Genomic DNA, 18,188 nt, shown 5'->3' with positions numbered 1-18,188 from the left:
AAACGCGCTAGACTGCGGGGAGAAGGGCTTAGCTCTTCTCCCCGTTCCCTCATTCTGAGGAGAAAGTTATGGACATTAGTTCAATTCAGGTTTCGTCGGCATCCACCGCTGTTGCTTCTAAAGCAGAGCGTACGCCCAGTCCATCTGCCAAGGTTGGTGCCGATGGTGTTGAGCGTAAGCCTTCTGAAGACGCTACAACTGGAAGCGCTACACAGTTAGAGAGCGGCCCTGCGGCTTCTCGTGAAGAGGTTGAAGCGGCAGTTGCGACGATTCAGGACTTTGTCCAATCAGTTCGTCGCAGTCTCAATTTCTCCCTTGAAGAAGGTAGTGGGCGTGTCGTGGTTAAAGTGACCGATGCAGGGTCGGGTGATGTGATCCGGCAAATCCCTTCTGAAGAAGCGCTGCAGTTGGCAGAGAATCTTTCGGAGGTCCGTAGTTTGTTATTCAAAGCTGAGGCCTAGCCAACAAGGTTGGCACAGCTTTTGACTGTTAACGCTTATCTAGCGTGATTGCAGTCATTATTTTGGCGAGGTGAAGCATGGTCGGGATTACGGGCATTGGCTCAGGAATCAAAATCGACGAAATCGTCACAGCGTTGGTCAATGCCGAAAGAGCACCCAAGACCAACCAGCTGGACCGTCTCGAGAAAACCACCGTTGCACGCATCTCAGCCATGGGCTCGCTGACCAGCGCGCTCAATACCTTCAAAACTGCCGTCGACTCGCTGAATAAGCCTTCATTATTCGAGTCGCGAACGGCGAGTTCCTCCAATACCAGCGCTCTTAAAGTTACCGCATCTACTACCGCCCCTGCAGGCAATTACAACGTGCAGGTCAAGCAGTTGGCGACCAGCAGCAAGGTAGCGTTGCAGTCGGTCACGGGTGGTAATACCGCTACATTCAACAGCGGTTCACTGACTATTTCTACGGGCAGTTCTAGCTTCGGTGTCAACATTACCTCTGGCAATAACACCCTGGCGGGTATGCGCGATGCAATCAACGAGGCGGGTAAAAGCAGTGGTGTGAGTGCAACCATCATCACGGATGATTCGGGCTCGCGGCTGGTGCTGAACTCAACCAAAAGTGGTGCAGGCAATGATATTCAGGTCGTAGCCAGCGAAGACAATGTCACCACTGGAGCCAACGCGTTGACCTCTCAGGCGTTTGCTCCGACGGTCGACCCCGGCAATGCCGATGCCTTCCTTAAACCTAATTCCACTACGGGTGCTGGTGGTGTGATCACCAAGGCTCAGTCGGCCAAGATATCGATTGATGGTTTGGAGCTGGTGCGCAATACCAACCGCATTGAAGACGCTCTAGAAGGGGTGACGCTGGATCTGACTGCAGCGCAGAGCGCCACTGATTTAGCCGATGGTAAAACCATCAGTGTCACTGTTGGCGTCGATAAAGGCGCAGTGAAAAGCAACCTGCAAAAGTTTGTCGACGCTTATAACGCGTTGATCAGTACAACGTCGCAATTGACTGCTGTCGTTCCAGTCGATGGCGGTAAGCCGGTAACCGGCCCTCTGCTCGGTGATTCGTCCATACGAAATGTGTTGTCCAGCCTGCGTAACGAAATGGTCAATATCACCGGCGAAGGCGGTGTTAAAGCGCTTGGAGGTTTGGGCATTACCTCTGATTGGAAAACCGGTCAGCTCAAGATTGATGACACGACGTTAACCAAGCAGCTGGATAGTAATTTCGATCAAGTGGCCGGTTATCTTGCCGGTGACAATGGCCTGATGGGGCGTCTATCCAACTCTGTTGGCGCTTATGTGGGCGCTACAGGTGTACTTAAGCAACGTACTGATGCGTTGCAAGTCACCAAGCTTGGTGTCGATGAGCAGCGCAAAGCATTGGCTGTTCGAGTCGAGAGTCTGCAAACGCGTCTTTATGCCCAATACAACGCTATGGATTCCCTTGTAGGGCGTCTGCAGAAAACCAGCGAGAGCCTGGCCAACCAACTTGCCAGCCTGCCAGGCTTCGTTAAAAAGGATTAGTAATGAGCAAGAAACCGATCGACACCTATAAACAGGTCAATACCAGTCATGATGTTTCGCCCTATCGCACCGTTCAGTTGTTGCTTGAGGGGGCACTGCAGCGCGTGATGTTGGCTAAGCATGCGCAGGTTGAGGGCGATGCCGAGATTCGCGGTATGGCTGTTGGCAGCACCATCACTATCCTGGGTGTATTGCAGGCCAGCTTGGACAAAGAGCTGGGTGGTGAGATTGCCGAGAACTTGGATTCACTCTACGACTATATGACGCGTCGTTTGGCGGGCGTAGCAGTCGACAGTACGCCGCGTACGCTGGATGAGGTTCAGGCGCTGCTTGAGCAAATCAAGAGCGCATGGGACGCCATCGGTCCAGAGGTTGAGCCAGCTGTAGGAAACTGATTTCGTTGCTAAAGCTTTGTTCTGCAGCGCCGATACCCAAGGTATTCAGTAAACAGAACAGCGAGAACAACGATGAACGCTATGGCGGCTCTCAAGCAGTATCAAACCGTCAACACTCAGGCTCAGGCTGTTGAAGCCAGCCCACATCGCTTGATTCAGATGTTGATGGAAGGTGGGCTGACGCGTTTGGCGCAAGCGCGTGGTGCGATGGAGCGCAACCAGGTCGCCCTCAAGGGCGAGCTGATCAGCAAGGCCATTGGTATTATTGGCGGCTTGCGTGAAGGTCTTAACCATGAGCAAGGCGGTGAAGTCGCTGCCAATCTCGATAGTCTGTACGAATACATGGCCACACGCTTGGTGGATGCCAATGTGCAGAATGAGATCGCGCCGCTTGATGAAGTTGCAGGCCTGCTGCGTAATGTAAAAGCTGGCTGGGATGCTATCGCTGAGTGATGCTGTTTCCCGCCTGAGGAATTGTTTATGAGTTCATCCGTGCAGCGTCTTGAAGAAACCGGTAGCGCATTGCGCACTGCGTTGGCCAGTCAGGATTGGGCCGCCATTGGCGATTTAGACCTACAGTGCCGCCTGGCTGTTGACGAAGCGATGGTTGAATCTGCGAACGATGAAGAAACCCTGCGTGCGCGCATGCAGGAGTTGCTGGATCTTTATCGCGAACTGGTGAATGTGTGCCAAGCCGAACAGCAGCGCTTGGCCCATGAGCTCGTTCAGCTGAACCAGTCGCAACAAGGTGCCAAGGTCTATCAGCTATTTGGTTGATTGGCTGTCTTCGGTCGATGCTGTCCAGTATCGACCTTCTGGTAACGCTTCATCTTCTCTCCATTTCCCCTAAGTTGTTGCTCAAGCTGAGTTTGCTTGGCGAGTCCAATAAAAAGCACGCCATTAAATTGACTATTAACAAAAAATTGACTTAACTACTGGCCAATTGCCGGCGCTGGGTTGAGCGATGTTTAGGCGGCGGGCGCGTTTTTCACTCCAGGATCAGTAAATAAATTATGTGGCGTGAAACCAAAATCCTCCTGATTGACGACAACAGCGAGCGCCGTCGCGACTTGACGGTGATCTTGAATTTTCTCGGTGAAGATCATCTGGCGTGTGACAGTCAAAACTGGCGTCAATGCGTCGCGGAATTGGGGTCTAGTCGTGAAGTACTCAGCGTCTTGCTTGGTGAAGTGAAAGCCAAAGGTGGCGTGCTAGAGATGCTGAAACAGCTGGCCGTCTGGGATGAGTTCCTGCCGACGCTGCTGATTAACGATCAGGTCGCTGCCGAGTGGCCAGAAGAGCAGCGCCGCTGTGTGCTGGCGACGCTGGAAATGCCGATGAGCTACAACAAGTTGCTCGACTCGTTGCACCGCGCCCAGGTTTACCGCGAGATGTACGACCAGGCTCGTGAGCGTGGCCGTCAGCGTGAGACCAACCTGTTCCGCAGCTTGGTTGGTACCAGTCGGGCCATCCAGCAAGTGCGACAGATGATGCAGCAGGTGGCCGATACCGAGGCCAGCGTGCTGATCCTTGGCGAATCGGGCACGGGCAAGGAAGTGGTCGCGCGTAACTTGCATTACCACTCCAAGCGTCGGGAAGCGCCTTTTGTACCGGTTAACTGCGGTGCAATTCCTGCCGAGTTGCTTGAGAGCGAACTGTTCGGTCACGAGAAGGGCGCATTCACCGGTGCTATCACCAGCCGTGCCGGGCGCTTCGAGCTGGCCAATGGCGGCACCTTGTTCCTCGATGAAATCGGTGACATGCCGCTGCCGATGCAGGTGAAGCTGCTGCGCGTATTGCAGGAGCGCACTTTCGAGCGCGTCGGCAGCAACAAGACCCAGAGCGCCGATGTGCGGATCATTGCGGCCACGCACAAGAACCTCGAGAAAATGATCGAGGACGGCAGCTTCCGTGAGGACCTGTATTACCGTCTCAACGTCTTCCCTATCGAGATGGCCCCGCTGCGTGAGCGTATCGAGGACATCCCGCTGCTGATGAATGAGCTGATATCGCGCATGGAGTTCGAGAAGCGCGGCTCCATCCGCTTCAACTCGGCTGCGATTATGTCGCTGTGCCGGCATGACTGGGCGGGTAACGTGCGCGAGCTCGCCAACCTGGTCGAGCGCATGGCGATCATGCATCCCTATGGCGTGATTGGCGTGGGCGAGCTGCCGAAGAAATTCCGCCATGTCGACGATGAAGACGAGAACATGGTGGCTAGCTTGCGTGATGAGCTGGATGAGCGCGCGACTATCCTCGCCGGTCTGCCGGGTGTGGATTCGATGGCCATGCTGCCGCCGGAAGGCCTGGATCTGAAGGATTACCTGGGCAACCTTGAGCAGGGCTTGATTCAACAGGCGCTCGACGATGCCAGTGGTGTAGTGGCGCGTGCTGCCGAGCGTTTACGTATTCGGCGCACCACCCTGGTCGAGAAGATGCGCAAGTACGGCATGAGCCGGCGTGATGATGAGGGGCTGGACGACTGACCTTTCTGCGTCAGGCAATCGTCAGTGACTTGGCGCAGCACCCCTAATAAAGCCGAAGGTTTGACGAAACCTTCGGCTTTATTTTTTATGGCATTGATTTAAAAGAATATTTTTTCAGGCACGGGTATTGCTATCTCTCTTGCAACTGACTGTCTTATGACGGCTCGCTGCGCGAGAGAGAACCATGAACGCCAACGCCCAACGCCCTGAAGAATCCGAAGCGCCCGCTCCCGTGGAGCAGGCCAGCCGTGCTGGGCTCGAACAGGCTTTTGCCTTGTTCAACCAGATGTCGACTCAACTCAGCACCAGCTACAGCATGCTGGAGGCGCGGGTAACTGAGCTTAAGGGCCAGTTGGCGCTGGTAAGTGCTCAGCGTATGCAAGAGCTGGCCGAGAAAGAGCGCCTGGCTCATCGCCTGCAGAGCCTGCTGGATTTGCTGCCCGGCGGGGTGATCGTGATTGATGGTCAGGGCGTGGTGCGTGAGGCCAACCCGGTGGCGCGTAACCTGCTCGGCCAACCGCTGGTGGGCATGCTTTGGCGCCAGGTGATCGCGCGTAACTTTGCCCCGCGCGAGGATGACGGTCACGAAATCTCCCTGAAGGATGGCCGGCGTTTGTCGATTGCCACCCGTTCCTTGCATGCCGAGCCAGGTCAGCTGGTGCTATTAACCGACCTGACAGAAACCCGGCGCTTGCAGGATCAGCTGTCTCGCCACGAGCGTCTGTCTGCCCTTGGCCGCATGGTTGCCTCTCTGGCGCATCAGATTCGTACGCCACTCTCTGCCGCATTGCTCTATGCCAGTCATCTGACTGAACAGGTACTGCCGGTTGAGCAGCAGCAGCGTTTTGCTGGCCGCCTGAAAGAGCGTCTGCATGAGCTGGAGCATCAGGTGCGTGACATGCTGATCTTCGCCCGTGGCGAACTGCCGTTGCCGGATCGCTTGGCGCCCAAGGCACTGTTCGAGGCTCTGCGCAGCGCCGCCGAACCCCACGTGCTTGATATGCAGGTGCGCTGGCAGTGCGACAGCCGCGCGGGCGAGCTGCTGTGCAACCGTGACACCTTGGTGGGCACGGTGCTCAACCTAATCGAGAACGCGATTCAGGCCGGTGGCCGTGAAGCGCGTTTGAAGATTCATCTGTATCAGCGCGGCGAAACGCTGCGCCTGTGCATCAGCGACAACGGTCCTGGCATCGACAGCGCTACGCTGGCGCGGCTTGGCGAACCCTTCTTTACCACCAAAACCACCGGCACCGGGCTTGGCCTGGCCGTGGTCAAGGCAGTGGCGCGTGCCCATCAAGGCGATGTGCAGCTGCGTTCGCGGCCGGGGCGTGGCACCTGCGCCATTCTCACCCTGCCGCTGCTTGGTGCTACGCACCCTTTGATTCAGGAGTAACCATCCATGGCGAGCAAAATTCTACTGGTCGAAGATGACCGCGCGTTGCGCGAAGCCCTGGCCGATACCCTGGCGCTGGGTGGGCATGATTACCGCGCGGTGGATTGCGCCGAAGCGGCGCTGCTGGCGATCGCCGAAGAACCTTTCGGCCTGGTGGTCAGCGACGTAAACATGCCCGGCATGGATGGCCATCAGTTGCTCGCGCAGATTCGTCAGCGTCAGCCGCAACTGCCGGTGCTGCTGATGACTGCGTTTGGCGCGGTGGAGCGGGCGGTGGATGCCATGCGCCAGGGCGCAGCGGATTACCTGGTCAAACCCTTTGAGCCAAAGGCGTTACTGACGCTGGTGGATCGGCATGCACTGGGGCGTATTTCTGTCAGCGAGCAGGATGGTCCCGTTGCCGAAGAGCCGGCCAGCGTGCAACTACTGGCGTTGGCCACGCGGGTGGCGCAAAGCGATTCCACGGTGTTGATCACGGGCGAGTCCGGCACGGGTAAAGAAGTGTTGGCGCGTTTTATTCACCAGCAATCGCCACGCGTCAGCAAACCCTTCATTGCGATCAATTGCGCAGCGATTCCGGACAATATGCTCGAGGCCACGCTGTTTGGTCACGAGAAGGGCGCCTTTACCGGCGCCATTGCCAGCGCGCCAGGCAAGTTTGAGTTGGCCGAGGGCGGCACCATTCTGCTCGACGAGATTTCCGAGATGCCACTGGGTCTGCAGGCCAAGTTGCTGCGCGTGCTGCAAGAGCGCGAGGTGGAGAGGGTTGGCGCGCGTAAGCCGATCACCCTGGACATCCGCGTGCTGGCCACCAGTAACCGTGACCTGGCCGCAGAAGTGGCGGCGGGGCGTTTCCGTGAAGACCTTTACTATCGCCTGTCGGTCTTTCCGCTGGCCTGGCGACCTCTGCGTGAGCGGCCGGCGGATATCGTGCCGCTGGCTGAGCGTCTGCTGGCCAAGTACGTTAAGAAAATGAACCACGCGCCGATTCGGCTTTCCCCGCAGGCGCAGGTGAGCCTGATGAGTCATAGCTGGCCGGGCAATGTGCGCGAGCTAGATAACGCCATCCAGCGTGCGTTGATTCTGCAGCAAGGCGGTCTGATTCAGCCGCAGGACCTCTGTCTGCTGGCGCCGATTGGTTCGGCCGTTACGCCGCCCGCGCAACCGCTGTTGTCGGTCGTGGTCAATAGCATACCTGCGCAGCAGGACGCCTCGCCTGCTGAAGCGGGCGCCTTGGGCGATGATCTGCGTCGGCATGAGTTTCAGATGATCATCGATACCCTGCGTGCCGAGCGCGGCCGCCGTAAGGAAGCCGCTGAGCGCCTGGGCATCAGCCCACGTACCTTGCGCTACAAGCTGGCGCAGATGCGTGATGCAGGGATGGATGTGGAAGGGTATCTGTTTGCCAGCTGAGCCGCTGGAGATGGGCTCTAAGCGCTGTACTTGAATCGGGGTAGGTCGAAGTCGGACTACCCCGTTTGCGTTGGCGGATCAGTCTTTCCACGGTTCTGGCGCGCCCAGTAGGCGACCCATTGCGCCGTACAGCCCCAGCTCCTTGAGCACTGCCAGCTCGCCCTCGGTCTCCACCATTTCCGCAATCAACGGCAGGTCAATGCTGTTGGTCGCGCGGAACACCGCCTCGATAAACATACGTTTGTCGCTTTCCTGATCGATAGCGCGGATATAGGTGCCGTCGAGTTTCAGGTAGGCGAGGCCCAGGTGGGTCAGGTTGCCGATCAGGCTGAAACGTCCGCCGAAGTGTTGCAGCCCGAGGCTAAAGCCGGTGTCGCGGATGCCCTGGCTAAGGGCTTCCAGCTCGGCCGCAGGTGGCAGGTGACGCTCGTCCACTTCCAGGGTCAGCAGGCTGGCCTGCTGCGGGTGCTGTCTGAGTATTTCGAACATGCGCTTGAGTGTTTCACTGTCACGCAGGGTCGCGGCCGACAGGCTCAAGGCCAGCGGCGCTGCATGCTGGCTGAGGTGCGCCAGGCTGTGTTCAAGCATGGCCAGGTCAAAACGCGCGGTCCAACCCAGGCGTTCAATCCATGGTAGGAAGCGACCGGCGGCAATCGCTTCACCTTGCGGGTCAAGCAGGCGCGCCAGCACCTTATGGTGCAGCAGCTGATTACGGTCGGCACATTGCGTGACCGGCTGGAAATACAGCTGCAGCTTGCGCTTGTTGAGTGCTTCGTCGATCCAGATGCGCCAGTCGTGCAATCCCTGAGTCGGTTGTGCGTTGTAATCATCCAGGCGTACCCAGTCGCGGCTCGGATCGTTCTGCGCTTGCGCCAGGGCCTGATCAGCGCGGCTGATGACTTGGCCGGGTTCTTCGCCTGGGCGGAAGGCGGCAATGCCCATGTGCGCTACCGGTGTGCAGTCGCTGGCGCCAGTTTGGCGCAGGCTTTCCAGGCCGGTATACAGCTCGCCGGCGAGCAGGTCGGCTTCTTCACTGCCAATGCCCGGGGCCAGCAAACTGAACTCGCCGCCACGGCTGCGTGAGGCCAGCCAGTCCGAGCGGTTGGTCTGATTGAGTAGGCGCTTGAGCAGCTCGCCAATGGCGGCAATCAGCGCGTCGGTCTGCTGACCGCCGAGGCGCTGGTTGAGCCCGCCGAGGTCGTTGACCCGCAGCAGCAGCAGATAGCCTTCGGCATTTTGCTCACTGACCACTAACTGGTGGGCCAGACGGATATCGAACAGGCGGCGATTGGCCAGGCCGGTGATGCTGTCCTGATAGGCCTCTTCACGCAGTTTTTCACTGCGCGCGGCTTCTTCGGCGAACAGAGTTTTTAGTTTTTCCACCATCTGGTTCATGGCGGTGACGACGCGTTTGAGCTCGGGTGTGCGCGGTACTTTGGGCAGGGTAAGAAACTCACGACGGGAAATGGCTTGGGCTTGCTGCACCATGTTGTCCAGCGGGCGCAGTTGGGTGCGCAGTAACCAGCCTCCGAGTACGGCGCTAACCAAACCACAGAGCAGCAGCCAGAGTAGGCTGCCAATAGCGCTGTCCCAGAGTTTAGCCAGGGCAAATTGCGGGTGGCTGAGGACTTCAACCCGTGCGGCCTGTTCCCAGCCGCGCATGATCAGCGCATCACCGCCCTGGGGCTTTAGGTTGACCAGCTCGCTGAACCAGACCGGAACGGTGTCGGCGCTGGCCTCGTCGCTGCGTCGCTCGACAATCACCTCACCGCCAGGGATGCGCACCACGCGGATGCTGGTGAAATAGCCGCTGTCGAAGATCGAGCTGACCATCAGCTCGATCATTGCTGGGTCATCTACGTGTGGGGTCATCGACAGGCCCAGTGCAGTCGCGGCGTCCTGGGCATGCGAGCGCAGCTGGCTGAGCAATTGCTCACGCGAGCTTTCCACCCCAGCAATAAAACTGCCGGTAAAGGCCACGACCAGAAACAGGCAGATGGCGAGAAATAGCTGCTTGAGTAGAGACATAGGTTCCTCCTAGCCTTCGCCGATGGCGAAGCCCTCCGTGCGCATTTTTTTCAAGATGTCCTGCCAGCGCGAGAGTTTCTTGGAGTCGCTCTTTCTGCTGGTGGAACCCGGTAGATAGAGGCCTTCGGCGTTGAATGCATAGACCGGCAGCAGGTCTTTACGTTGCGAGGCGGGTTTTATTTCATTTATCAGGTTGTCCAGCACCAGTGGTTCGGCACCGGGGCTGGCGTAGTAGGTCAGGACCATATGCGCCTGGTTGTAATTGAGCGCCTTGACGTAGGTGATGCGCAGTTTGTCGCTGGGGATGCCGAGGCGTCGCAGGGTGAAGTATTTGGCGATGGAATAGTCTTCGCAGTCGCCTTCACCCTTGATCAGCATCTCGATGGGCGTGGCCCAGTAATCGTTCTGTTTCCATAGGCGGATATCGTCGGTAAAGCGGATCTGCCGATTGAAGAAGCGGTTGACCTCGGTGAGCTTGTCTCTTTCGCTGCTGCTGCCACTGGCCTTGATTTGTGCTTCCCAGGCCTGGATACGCTGCTTGGCGGCACCGAGGTTGCCATACCGGGTTTCAGCATTTTGCAGGATCACGCCGAAGTCCCAGTTGGCCAGGGCGCTGGCCAAGCCAAACAAGAGTGCGCTGCAGCCAAACGCGGCTCGCTTGAGCGGTATCAGCTTGAGGGGAAGGTACTGACGGGCTGGCATGTAACGCGCCTCGACCAGAGATCAGGCAAGTCTAGGTGCAGCCTGTGCTTTTTGCCGCGTAGAACCTGAATCTGTGATGAGCGCTGTCGGCGATGGCAGAAGTGCGGGCTTAGGGTTTGATCCGGGTTTTCTGCTTGAGGATGTACAAGCTGACCACGACCGCGCTGGTCAGCATAAAAGCACGGGCCCAGAAAAATGGCACCAGGTAGCACGAAAGGCCGATGCTCAGCCACATCAGGCCTATGGCGTAGATCTTACCTTTGAGTGGAATACCCTGGCCTTCGAGGTAATCAACGATCCATGGGCCAAGCTGGCGGTGATTGACCAGCCACAGGTAGAAGCGCTTCGAGCTGCGCATAAAGCACGCTGCCGCCAACAGCAGAAAAGGCGTGGTGGGCAGTACTGGGAGGAAGATGCCGATAACACCCAGTGCCACGCTCAGCCAGCCGATGGCCAGCAGAACGTAGCGAATAACGGGGTTGCGCTGCTCTTGAACAGGCGGCACCGGAATCTCACGCGCCATGGCGCGTGCTTAGTGGTGGCGAGGCTTCAGAAGAGCCGGCTTTTCTTCCGGCGCATGGCACAGCAGGAACAGTGCGGTCAGCAGCTCAGGGATCTGCTCGACCATGCTGTCGACCAGGTCGCGGTCACGGGCGATCTCGGCGAATTCAGGTTGCTCGTCGAAAAGGCCTGAACCGACCATGATCGGCAGCAGCAGCTCGCTGACTTCATCTTCGGCGTCGTCGAACCATACCGCTTCACGCAGGAACACCCCTTCCATAAAGCCGATGCACCAGCCGCGCAGGTCGGAATCGTCTGGCTCTTCGCCCAGGTCGAGGTCGCACGGTACGTCGGGCTCATCGTCGCTGGCCAGTTGGCGGGCGATATGGCTTTGCAGCTGGATCAGTGTCGCTTCGATCTCTTCACGCTCTGCATCACTGCGGTAATGCGGCGCCTCGGAGAACAGCGCGTCAATCCATTCGCGCTCAGGAACCGGCTCTGGGCAGATCGACAACGCGGTCAGGTAGCCATGGGCGGCGATGTAGTCCAGTGCCTCTTCATGCAGCTCATCGGCATCGAGGAAGGCTTGCAGGCGGGAGAGTTGCTCGGCGAAGGACATCGGGGGCTACCTTGAAGGAGTAAACGAGGCTGAATTCTAGTCTAGAGCGGCCAGTGCAGCCATAGGCGCGGCCATGGCGGGTGAAAATCGGATCAAACGCCAGCATGCCTGCGCGTGCCCAAGCGGCACTTGCGTATAATGCGCGGCTTGTTTCGGAGACCCTTCATGCTCGAGCACGCGCAACGCATCCTCAAAGACGTCTTTGGCTACGACAGTTTTCGTGGCCGTCAGGGTGCCATTATCGAGCGCGTGGCCAGCGGTGGTGATGCCTTGGTACTGATGCCCACCGGTGGCGGCAAGTCGCTGTGCTTCCAGGTGCCGGCCCTGTTGCGCGATGGCCTGGCAGTGGTGGTGTCGCCGCTGATTGCGTTGATGGATGATCAGGTCGCCACTCTTGATGAGCTGGGCGTGGCCGCGGTGGCGCTGAACTCGACCTTGAGCGCCGATGAGCAGCGCGAGATCGCCGAGCGAATCAAACGCGGCGAAATCAAGATGCTTTACCTGGCTCCCGAGCGGCTGGTGCAGCCGCGCATGCTGAGCTTTCTGCAGAACCTCGACATTGCCCTGTTCGCCATCGACGAGGCGCATTGCGTGTCGCAGTGGGGGCATGATTTCCGCCCCGAATACCTGCAGCTAGGCCAGCTGGCCGAGCTGTTCCCTCACGTGCCGCGCATTGCTCTGACGGCCACGGCCGACATGCGCACCCGTGAGGAAATCGTCCAGCGCCTGCACCTGCAGAATGCCGAGCGTTTCCTGTCGAGCTTCGACCGGCCGAACATCTTCTACCGCATCGTGCCCAAGGAGCAGCCACGCAAGCAGCTGCTGAGCTTTTTGACTGCGCGCAAGGGCGATGCTGGCATCGTGTATTGCCTGTCGCGCAAGAAGGTCGAGGAAGTGGCCACGTTCCTCTCTGAGCAAGGCTTCCCCGCGTTGCCTTATCACGCCGGCCTGGCCAACGAGTTGCGCGCCTATCACCAGAAGCGCTTTCTCAATGAGGAAGGGCTGATCATGGTGGCGACCATCGCCTTCGGCATGGGCATCGATAAACCCAACGTGCGCTTTGTCGCCCACCTTGATCTGCCGAAATCCCTGGAAGCTTATTATCAGGAAACCGGTCGCGCCGGCCGTGATGGCCTGCCCGCAGATGCCTGGATGGCTTACGGCCTGCAGGATGTGATCTTCCTCAAGCAGATGCTTAACAACTCCGAAGGCGACGAGCGGCATAAGCGCGTCGAGCAGCACAAGCTCGATGCCATGCTCGCCCTGTGTGAGGAAACCCGCTGCCGGCGCCAGGCGCTGCTGGCTTATTTCGACGAAGACATGCCGCAGCCCTGCGGTCATTGCGATAACTGCATCGACGGTGTGCAGACCTGGGATGCCACCGAGCCGGCGCGTCAGGCGCTGTCGGCGATCTACCGCACCGGCCAGCGTTACGGTGTGGGGCATCTGGTTGATGTGTTGCTCGGGCGCGATAACGAGAAAATTCGTACCGTGGGTCATCAGCATTTGGCCGTGTTTGGTATTGGTAAGGCGCTGGCCGAGGGTGAGTGGCGTTCGCTGTTTCGTCAGTTGGTGGCGCGCGGTTTGGCGGATGTTGATTTGGACGGTTTTGGTGGGCTGCGCCTTTCTGACAGTTGCCGGCCTTTGCTCAAGGGAGAGGTCAGCCTGCAGCTACGCCGTGATCTGAAACCCCAGCAAAGCGCCAAAGCCTCCAGCAGCGCCGCCAGCCAACTGGTACGTGGCGAGGAGCGCGGCCAGTGGGAAGCGCTGCGCGCCTTGCGCCGCAAACTGGCAGAAGAGCATGGCGTGCCGCCTTATGTGATCTTCCCGGATGCCACCTTGCTGGAGATGCTGCGTAGCCAGCCCAGCACCCTGGCTGAAATGGCGCGGGTCAGTGGCGTCGGTGCGCGCAAGTTGGAACGCTATGGTGAGGCCTTCCTGGCGGTGCTCGGTGCGGATGATGAAGCACCGCGTGCAGTGGTCGACTTGCGCCACGAGCTGGTCAGCCTGGCCCGCGCGGGCATGACCCCTGCGCAGATTGCCAGCCAGCTGAGTTGCAGCGAGAAGAATGTTTACGGTCTGCTGGCCGAAGCCATTGGTCGGCAGCAGCTGTCCTTGGAACAGGCGCTGGATGTGCCTGAGGGATTGCTCGGCGAAATTCAGGATGCCTTCCTCGATGGCGAAGGTGAGTTGCCACCGGTAGCGGCGATCAGTGAGCAGTTTGCCGGGCGGGTTGAGCTGGGCATCCTGCACTGCGTACGTGCTGCCTTGCAGGCCGAATTCGAGGCCTGACACGCTTCGCGTGGCTGTTATCCCCGCGTATGGTTCGGCTTGTGGCACCCGGTATGAGCGGCTAAGGTGGTTTCAGCCACTCAGCTGCAGAGGTTCCGGTGCCGCTTTCCCATGCCTGGCTAGACGATGTTCGCCCCAGCCCCTATGCCGATCAGCTCGCCTTGGGTTTTCGACTGCTGCGTTTCTCTCGGCCGCTGGAGCAGGAGTACCGCAACTATGTGCGTGACGACACCTTCGATCTCAAGCGCATTGCCCTGGTTGTGGGCATTTTGGTGTGGCTGGCGTTTGCCGCGTTCGATTTCGTCCTGATTCGGGCGCCCGAGGTGTGGTGGATGCTGGCCATCCGCCTCGCCGTCTTACTGTTGCTGTGCCTGTTTGGTGTATTGCTGATTCAGCGCAAGCATGTTCATTTGCTGCAACCGCTTAGCTGGGTCAGCCTGCTGGCACTTGGCGCGGCAGCATCTCTGGTGGTGGGCATTGCCCATCGAGTGGACCCCAGTTACCCCTATGAAGGGCTGCTGTTGGTCTGTATGGCCGCCTACTTTCTGGCCGGGTTACGCCTGATCGAGGCGTTGTGCTGCTCTTTACTGGTGCTGTTGGTATACGTCTGTGTCGAGCTACTGGTCGCCGATTTACCCATGCCTAGGTTGATCAATAACACCCTGTTTCTACTGTTTGGCAACTTGATGGGCGCGGTAGGGTGTTACTTGCTGGAGTTCAAGTCGCGCGAGCATTTTTTGATCAGCCGGTTGATGCGCGTACTGGCCGATCACGACAGCCTGACCGGCTTGCACAACCGCCGCAGTTTCAACCGCCAGTTCGAGCGCCTCTGGCGTCAGGCGCAACGCGAACAGCGCAGCCTGGCGCTGTTACTCTGCGATGTTGATCACTTCAAAGCCTACAACGACCACTACGGTCACCAAGCCGGCGACAACGTGTTGCAGCGCATAGGCAGCCTGCTGCAGGACGCGGCACGGCGCCCACTGGACATTGCCGTGCGCCTGGGCGGTGAGGAGTTTGCCGTGTTGCTTTACGACATCGGTGAAGCCGAAGCGCGGCATCATGCCGAAGCCCTGCGTCAGACTCTGCAGACCTTGAACATCCAACATGTCGGCTCGGATACGGCAAGCATGCTGACTATGTCGATCGGCATTTCCTGCATCCAGCCTGCCGCTGGGGGGGCGTTGGCGCAGCTCTATGAGCATGCAGATCGCGCTCTTTATGAAGCCAAGGCGTTTGGCCGTAATCAGGTCGTGGCCTGAGAGTCTGGGCTTGAGGTGGCCGATTTTGCCGCTGCGCTTGGCGCCTGCGGTGAATGCTTGGAGCAAAGTCGCGGTGCTAGCATCGCTGAGGTTTTCTCCTTGAGTGATTGCTCCGATGGATCGACTGATTCAGGCCAACGGCCAGCCGCATTACGGCATCTTTCCCGCCGCGCCGGGGCTGATCAACTACCGCGATTTTGATTTCCGCTCGCCTATGGGGCGCAAGTTGGGTGCGTTGGCCAAATGGCGGCGTTTTCATCAATTCCAGTATTTCGGCCTGATCAGCGATGAGCTGATTGGCGGCTGCGCGCTGGCCAACCTCAGCCTGTTGGGTGTGGGGTTTGTCTATCTGTTCCACCCAGCCAGCGGGCGCATGATCGAGCGTCAGTTCAAGCTGCCGCTGGGCTTTGGCAGCCAGTTCTCGCAGACCCCAGATCAGGGCGTGTGCGAGGTGCGTAGCGGCGGCAATCTTCTGCGCTTGGAGAACAGCTCCTTATCGAAGGAAAAGCGTCTGCTGGTGGAACTGGATGATGGCACTCGCATCGACGCCTGTTTCTCTGAGGCACAACCTGCTTTTCAGCCGATGTGCATCAACACGCCGACGGCGGTCAATGGCTGGGTCTATGCACAGAAAGTGGCGGGGGTACGCTGCACCGGGCAAGTGCGCAGTGCGCTGGGGGATTTCGACCTGGCGCAGATCGCCGCATTTGCCCACCACGACTGGTCGGCCGGTTATATGCGCCCGGAGACCCATTGGAACTGGGCCTGCTTATCCGGTCCGGCCGGCGAGCAGCGGGTCGGGCTTAACCTGTCCTGCGGGGTCAATGAAAGTAGCTTTACCGAGAACTGCTTCTGGCTGGATGGCGAGCTGCTCAAGGTCGATACCGTGCGCTTTGCCTTTGATCGTGATCAGCCGCTGCAGCCTTGGTTGATCAACTCCTATGACGGCCAGGTGGAGCTGCGCTTCGAGGGACGTGGCCTGCACAAGGAGCGATTGAACGTGGGGCTGCTGGCGAGCAACTTCAAACAGATATTTGGCCAGTTCACCGGCGTGCTGCGCCCGACTGGCCGGCCCGAAGTGCGCATCGACAATCTCTGGGGCTTTGTTGAAGATCAGTATGTAAAGTGGTGAAACGGTTGTAAGCCTTCTGCAGGCTTGCCTCATGAAAAGGGTTATGGTTAGCTGGCTAATAATTAGTTTTTTATAGTTAAGAGCCGTTGTCCATGTCGCATACCGATCAACACCGTTTTGCCATGCAAGTTGCCCAGCTTTCCCGTGCCTGGCGCGCCGAATTGGATCGCCGCCTGGTCGGCCTGGGGCTTTCCCAGGCCCGTTGGCTGGTGCTGCTGCATCTGGGGCGCTTTGCCGAATTGCCGACCCAACGCGAATTGGCGCAGAGCGTCGGTGTCGAAGGGCCGACCCTGGCGCGTCTGCTTGACAGTCTGGAAGCCCAAGGCCTGGTCAGCCGCCAGGCAGTACCGGAAGACCGTCGCGCGAAGAAGATTGCCCTCAGCCCGCAGGCCCGCCCACTGATTGAAAAGATCGAAGCGATCTCTGCGCAACTGCGCCAGGAAGTGTTCGCTGGCATTGATGAAGACGAATTGCGCCGCTGCCAGAAGGTTCATGCCCAGGTGTTGAGTAACCTGGAAAAACGCTGATGCGTGACGACCTGCAGGCCCTGCAGCAACGTTTCGGTCCGCGTTACCCGCAGTGGCTGTTGGCGGTACTGATGGTCGGCAGCATGGCCATGGTCTTGGCCTCCACCAGTATCAACGTCGCCTTGCCGGCAATCATGGCGGACTTCGCCATTGGGCGGCCGCTGGCGCAGTGGTTATCCACGGGGTTTCTAGCGGCCATGACCGCTGGCCTGCTGCTTGCCGCCTGGGCCCAGGCGCGCTTTGGTGCGCGGCGTACGGCGCAGTTTGGTCTGCTGCTGTTTATCCTCAGTTCGCTGGTGGCGTTGGTGGCTCATGCGGCTTGGCAACTGATTGCCTTGCGCATCGTGCAGGGGCTGTGTGCGGGGGTTGTGCAGCCGCTGGCCATGGTGTTGATTTTTCGGGTGTTCGCCGATGGCGGCCGCGGCATGGCGCTGGGCATATATGGCCTGGGGGTGATGCTGGCGCCGTCGTTGGGGCCGGGAATCGGTGGTTACTTGGTCGATCATTTCGGTTGGCCGTCGATTTTCTGGATGCCGCTGCCGATGTGCCTGCTGGCCATGCTCGCCGGGCAGTGGTTGTTGCCCAGTGAACGTGCGGTCAGCACCCCGCGTCTGGATATTCAGGCCTTTGCCTGGCTGTGTGTGGCGATATTTGCAGCGTTGGGCTTTCTTGCCGAGGCGCAGCGTTTTGCCTGGACTGCGCCGAGGGTCTGGTTACCGGGTTGCCTCGCACTGCTGGCAGGTATGGCGTTTATCCTGCGCAGCCGGCGCGCTGCTCAGCCGCTGTTGCCGCTTGTCTTGTGGCGGCATGCCGGGTTCCGTAGCGCTAGTTGGGTCGCCTTGACCCTGGGGTTGGGCTTGTATGGTTCCACCTACCTGATTCCGCTGTATCTGCAGACCGTTGAAGGCTTCAGCGCCGGACGCTCGGGTCTGCTGCTGTTGCCGGCGGGAATCTTGATGGGCATGGCGTCCTTTCTCGGCGGCTGGCTCAGTGATCGGCTGTCTGCGGCCGTGCTGCTGAGTGGCGGGCTGTTGATCCTTGCCTTGTCGGCGGCGGGGATGGCTTGGGTTGAGCAGGGCGCCTCATTCATTCAACTGTGTTTCTGGGCCTGTGTCGGACGCATTGGTCTGGGCGTGTTGCTGCCGGCCTTGAGTACCGGGTCACTGGATATCCTTAGCCCCGATGAGCTGGCCCAGGGCGCAGGGGCTATCACCTTTGTCCGCCAACTGGGCGGCGCATTTGGGGTCAATCTGCTGACTTTCTTTCTGGAATGGCGGCACAGCGCCGAAGGCGGCGATCATTTCGCGGAGATGCTCGCCTTCAAGCAGAGTTTCTGGTTGGTGGCTGGCGTCTTCGCGATCACGGTTTTGGCGGCCTGGGGCGTCAAGTCGACCAGGCACTGACAGCTAAACGGTTGTGTGACGGAGTTGTCGTTTTCT

17 protein-coding genes are annotated in these 18,188 nt (G+C 59.0%); 13 read left to right on the top strand and 4 right to left on the bottom strand.

All coding sequences use genetic code 11. The annotated features are described in order from the left end of the window. Nucleotides 1-68 precede the first annotated feature (68 nt). From ALTER154_RS01990 to ALTER154_RS01955, 8 genes are all read left to right on the top strand, one after another. The gene (locus ALTER154_RS01990; protein ID WP_160085044.1) at nucleotides 69-461 is read left to right on the top strand and encodes a flagellar protein FlaG; all 393 of its coding nucleotides are present in this window, start codon (nucleotides 69-71) and stop codon (nucleotides 459-461) included. 77 nt (nucleotides 462-538) lie between these two features. Next, entirely contained in the window at nucleotides 539-1,999 is a 1,461-nt protein-coding gene (gene fliD, locus ALTER154_RS01985; RefSeq protein WP_160085043.1) for a flagellar filament capping protein FliD, read from the top strand. A gap of 2 nt (nucleotides 2,000-2,001) precedes the next feature. Further along, complete coding sequence (gene fliS, locus ALTER154_RS01980; RefSeq protein ID WP_090248247.1) at nucleotides 2,002-2,394, top strand: flagellar export chaperone FliS; 393 nt, start codon at nucleotides 2,002-2,004, stop codon at nucleotides 2,392-2,394. 72 nt (nucleotides 2,395-2,466) lie between these two features. Then, complete coding sequence (fliS, locus tag ALTER154_RS01975; protein ID WP_160085042.1) at nucleotides 2,467-2,847, top strand: flagellar export chaperone FliS; 381 nt, start codon at nucleotides 2,467-2,469, stop codon at nucleotides 2,845-2,847. 27 nt (nucleotides 2,848-2,874) lie between these two features. Next, nucleotides 2,875-3,171, top strand: coding sequence for a flagellar protein FliT (gene fliT / locus ALTER154_RS01970; protein ID WP_160085041.1), 297 nt, complete (start codon nucleotides 2,875-2,877; stop codon nucleotides 3,169-3,171). Nucleotides 3,172-3,407: 236 nt separating this feature from the next. Beyond that, entirely contained in the window at nucleotides 3,408-4,880 is a 1,473-nt protein-coding gene (locus tag ALTER154_RS01965) for a sigma-54 dependent transcriptional regulator (RefSeq protein ID WP_090248242.1), read from the top strand. A gap of 184 nt (nucleotides 4,881-5,064) precedes the next feature. After that, complete coding sequence (locus tag ALTER154_RS01960) at nucleotides 5,065-6,273, top strand: PAS domain-containing sensor histidine kinase (RefSeq protein WP_160085040.1); 1,209 nt, start codon at nucleotides 5,065-5,067, stop codon at nucleotides 6,271-6,273. 6 nt (nucleotides 6,274-6,279) lie between these two features. Further along, entirely contained in the window at nucleotides 6,280-7,686 is a 1,407-nt protein-coding gene (locus tag ALTER154_RS01955; protein WP_160085039.1) for a sigma-54 dependent transcriptional regulator, read from the top strand. A gap of 78 nt (nucleotides 7,687-7,764) precedes the next feature. Here ALTER154_RS01955 and lapD read toward each other — a convergent pair whose 3' ends face one another. The 4 genes from lapD to ALTER154_RS01935 all read right to left on the bottom strand — a co-directional run bounded on the left by lapD (nucleotide 7,765) and on the right by ALTER154_RS01935 (nucleotide 11,536). Next, nucleotides 7,765-9,714 carry a cyclic di-GMP receptor LapD gene (lapD, locus tag ALTER154_RS01950; RefSeq protein ID WP_160085038.1) on the bottom strand — a complete coding sequence of 650 codons (1,950 nt, stop codon included), beginning with the start codon at nucleotides 9,712-9,714 and terminating at the stop codon, nucleotides 7,765-7,767. A gap of 9 nt (nucleotides 9,715-9,723) precedes the next feature. Then, a complete protein-coding gene (gene lapG / locus ALTER154_RS01945; RefSeq protein ID WP_160085037.1) occupies nucleotides 9,724-10,416 on the bottom strand; it encodes a cysteine protease LapG in 693 nt (230 codons plus the stop codon). A 109-nt stretch (nucleotides 10,417-10,525) separates the two neighbouring features. Continuing rightward, nucleotides 10,526-10,939 (bottom strand): YbaN family protein, encoded by a 414-nt coding sequence (locus tag ALTER154_RS01940; protein ID WP_160085036.1) that lies wholly within the window; start codon nucleotides 10,937-10,939, stop codon nucleotides 10,526-10,528. Nucleotides 10,940-10,948: 9 nt separating this feature from the next. After that, a complete protein-coding gene (locus ALTER154_RS01935) occupies nucleotides 10,949-11,536 on the bottom strand; it encodes a YecA family protein (RefSeq protein WP_090248233.1) in 588 nt (195 codons plus the stop codon). A 165-nt stretch (nucleotides 11,537-11,701) separates the two neighbouring features. Here ALTER154_RS01935 and recQ point away from each other — a divergent pair, with 165 nt between their 5' ends. The 5 genes from recQ to ALTER154_RS01910 all read left to right on the top strand — a co-directional run bounded on the left by recQ (nucleotide 11,702) and on the right by ALTER154_RS01910 (nucleotide 18,152). Then, nucleotides 11,702-13,828, top strand: a complete 2,127-nt coding sequence (gene recQ, locus ALTER154_RS01930) for a DNA helicase RecQ (protein WP_160085035.1) — start codon at nucleotides 11,702-11,704, stop codon at nucleotides 13,826-13,828. 98 nt (nucleotides 13,829-13,926) lie between these two features. Further along, nucleotides 13,927-15,090, top strand: a complete 1,164-nt coding sequence (locus tag ALTER154_RS01925) for a diguanylate cyclase (protein WP_160085034.1) — start codon at nucleotides 13,927-13,929, stop codon at nucleotides 15,088-15,090. A gap of 115 nt (nucleotides 15,091-15,205) precedes the next feature. Further along, nucleotides 15,206-16,222 (top strand): DUF2804 domain-containing protein, encoded by a 1,017-nt coding sequence (locus ALTER154_RS01920; protein WP_160085033.1) that lies wholly within the window; start codon nucleotides 15,206-15,208, stop codon nucleotides 16,220-16,222. Nucleotides 16,223-16,314: 92 nt separating this feature from the next. Next, nucleotides 16,315-16,749: a MarR family transcriptional regulator gene (locus ALTER154_RS01915; protein ID WP_090248226.1), complete on the top strand. Its 435-nt coding sequence runs from the start codon at nucleotides 16,315-16,317 to the stop codon at nucleotides 16,747-16,749. Then, nucleotides 16,749-18,152 (top strand): DHA2 family efflux MFS transporter permease subunit, encoded by a 1,404-nt coding sequence (locus ALTER154_RS01910; RefSeq protein ID WP_160085032.1) that lies wholly within the window; start codon nucleotides 16,749-16,751, stop codon nucleotides 18,150-18,152. Before ALTER154_RS01915 ends, ALTER154_RS01910 begins: the two co-directional genes overlap by 1 nt. Nucleotides 18,153-18,188: the final 36 nt, after the last annotated feature.

Origin of the sequence: Pseudomonas sp. 9AZ (assembly GCF_902506525.1) — a bacterium.
Taxonomy (GTDB): Bacteria; Pseudomonadota; Gammaproteobacteria; order Pseudomonadales; family Pseudomonadaceae; genus Aquipseudomonas; species Aquipseudomonas peli.
Note: the sequence above shows the minus strand (reverse complement) of the source record. Positions and strands in the feature narration are given on the sequence as shown.

Bases quoted from the DNA above. Each gene is read 5' to 3' on its own strand.
- ALTER154_RS01910 (WP_160085032.1), top strand. From the start codon at position 16,749: ATGCGTGACGACCTGCAGGCCCTGCAGCAACGTTTCGGTCCGCGTTAC.
- ALTER154_RS01920 (WP_160085033.1), top strand. From the start codon at position 15,206: ATGGATCGACTGATTCAGGCCAACGGCCAGCCGCATTACGGCATCTTT.
- fliT (WP_160085041.1), top strand. From the start codon at position 2,875: ATGAGTTCATCCGTGCAGCGTCTTGAAGAAACCGGTAGCGCATTGCGC.
- ALTER154_RS01960 (WP_160085040.1), top strand. From the start codon at position 5,065: ATGAACGCCAACGCCCAACGCCCTGAAGAATCCGAAGCGCCCGCTCCC.
- ALTER154_RS01935 (WP_090248233.1), bottom strand. From the start codon at position 11,536: ATGTCCTTCGCCGAGCAACTCTCCCGCCTGCAAGCCTTCCTCGATGCC.
- ALTER154_RS01990 (WP_160085044.1), top strand. From the start codon at position 69: ATGGACATTAGTTCAATTCAGGTTTCGTCGGCATCCACCGCTGTTGCT.
- fliS (WP_160085042.1), top strand. From the start codon at position 2,467: ATGAACGCTATGGCGGCTCTCAAGCAGTATCAAACCGTCAACACTCAG.
- ALTER154_RS01965 (WP_090248242.1), top strand. From the start codon at position 3,408: ATGTGGCGTGAAACCAAAATCCTCCTGATTGACGACAACAGCGAGCGC.
- ALTER154_RS01915 (WP_090248226.1), top strand. From the start codon at position 16,315: ATGTCGCATACCGATCAACACCGTTTTGCCATGCAAGTTGCCCAGCTT.
- ALTER154_RS01940 (WP_160085036.1), bottom strand. From the start codon at position 10,939: ATGGCGCGTGAGATTCCGGTGCCGCCTGTTCAAGAGCAGCGCAACCCC.
- ALTER154_RS01955 (WP_160085039.1), top strand. From the start codon at position 6,280: ATGGCGAGCAAAATTCTACTGGTCGAAGATGACCGCGCGTTGCGCGAA.
- recQ (WP_160085035.1), top strand. From the start codon at position 11,702: ATGCTCGAGCACGCGCAACGCATCCTCAAAGACGTCTTTGGCTACGAC.
- fliS (WP_090248247.1), top strand. From the start codon at position 2,002: ATGAGCAAGAAACCGATCGACACCTATAAACAGGTCAATACCAGTCAT.
- lapD (WP_160085038.1), bottom strand. From the start codon at position 9,714: ATGTCTCTACTCAAGCAGCTATTTCTCGCCATCTGCCTGTTTCTGGTC.
- fliD (WP_160085043.1), top strand. From the start codon at position 539: ATGGTCGGGATTACGGGCATTGGCTCAGGAATCAAAATCGACGAAATC.
- lapG (WP_160085037.1), bottom strand. From the start codon at position 10,416: ATGCCAGCCCGTCAGTACCTTCCCCTCAAGCTGATACCGCTCAAGCGA.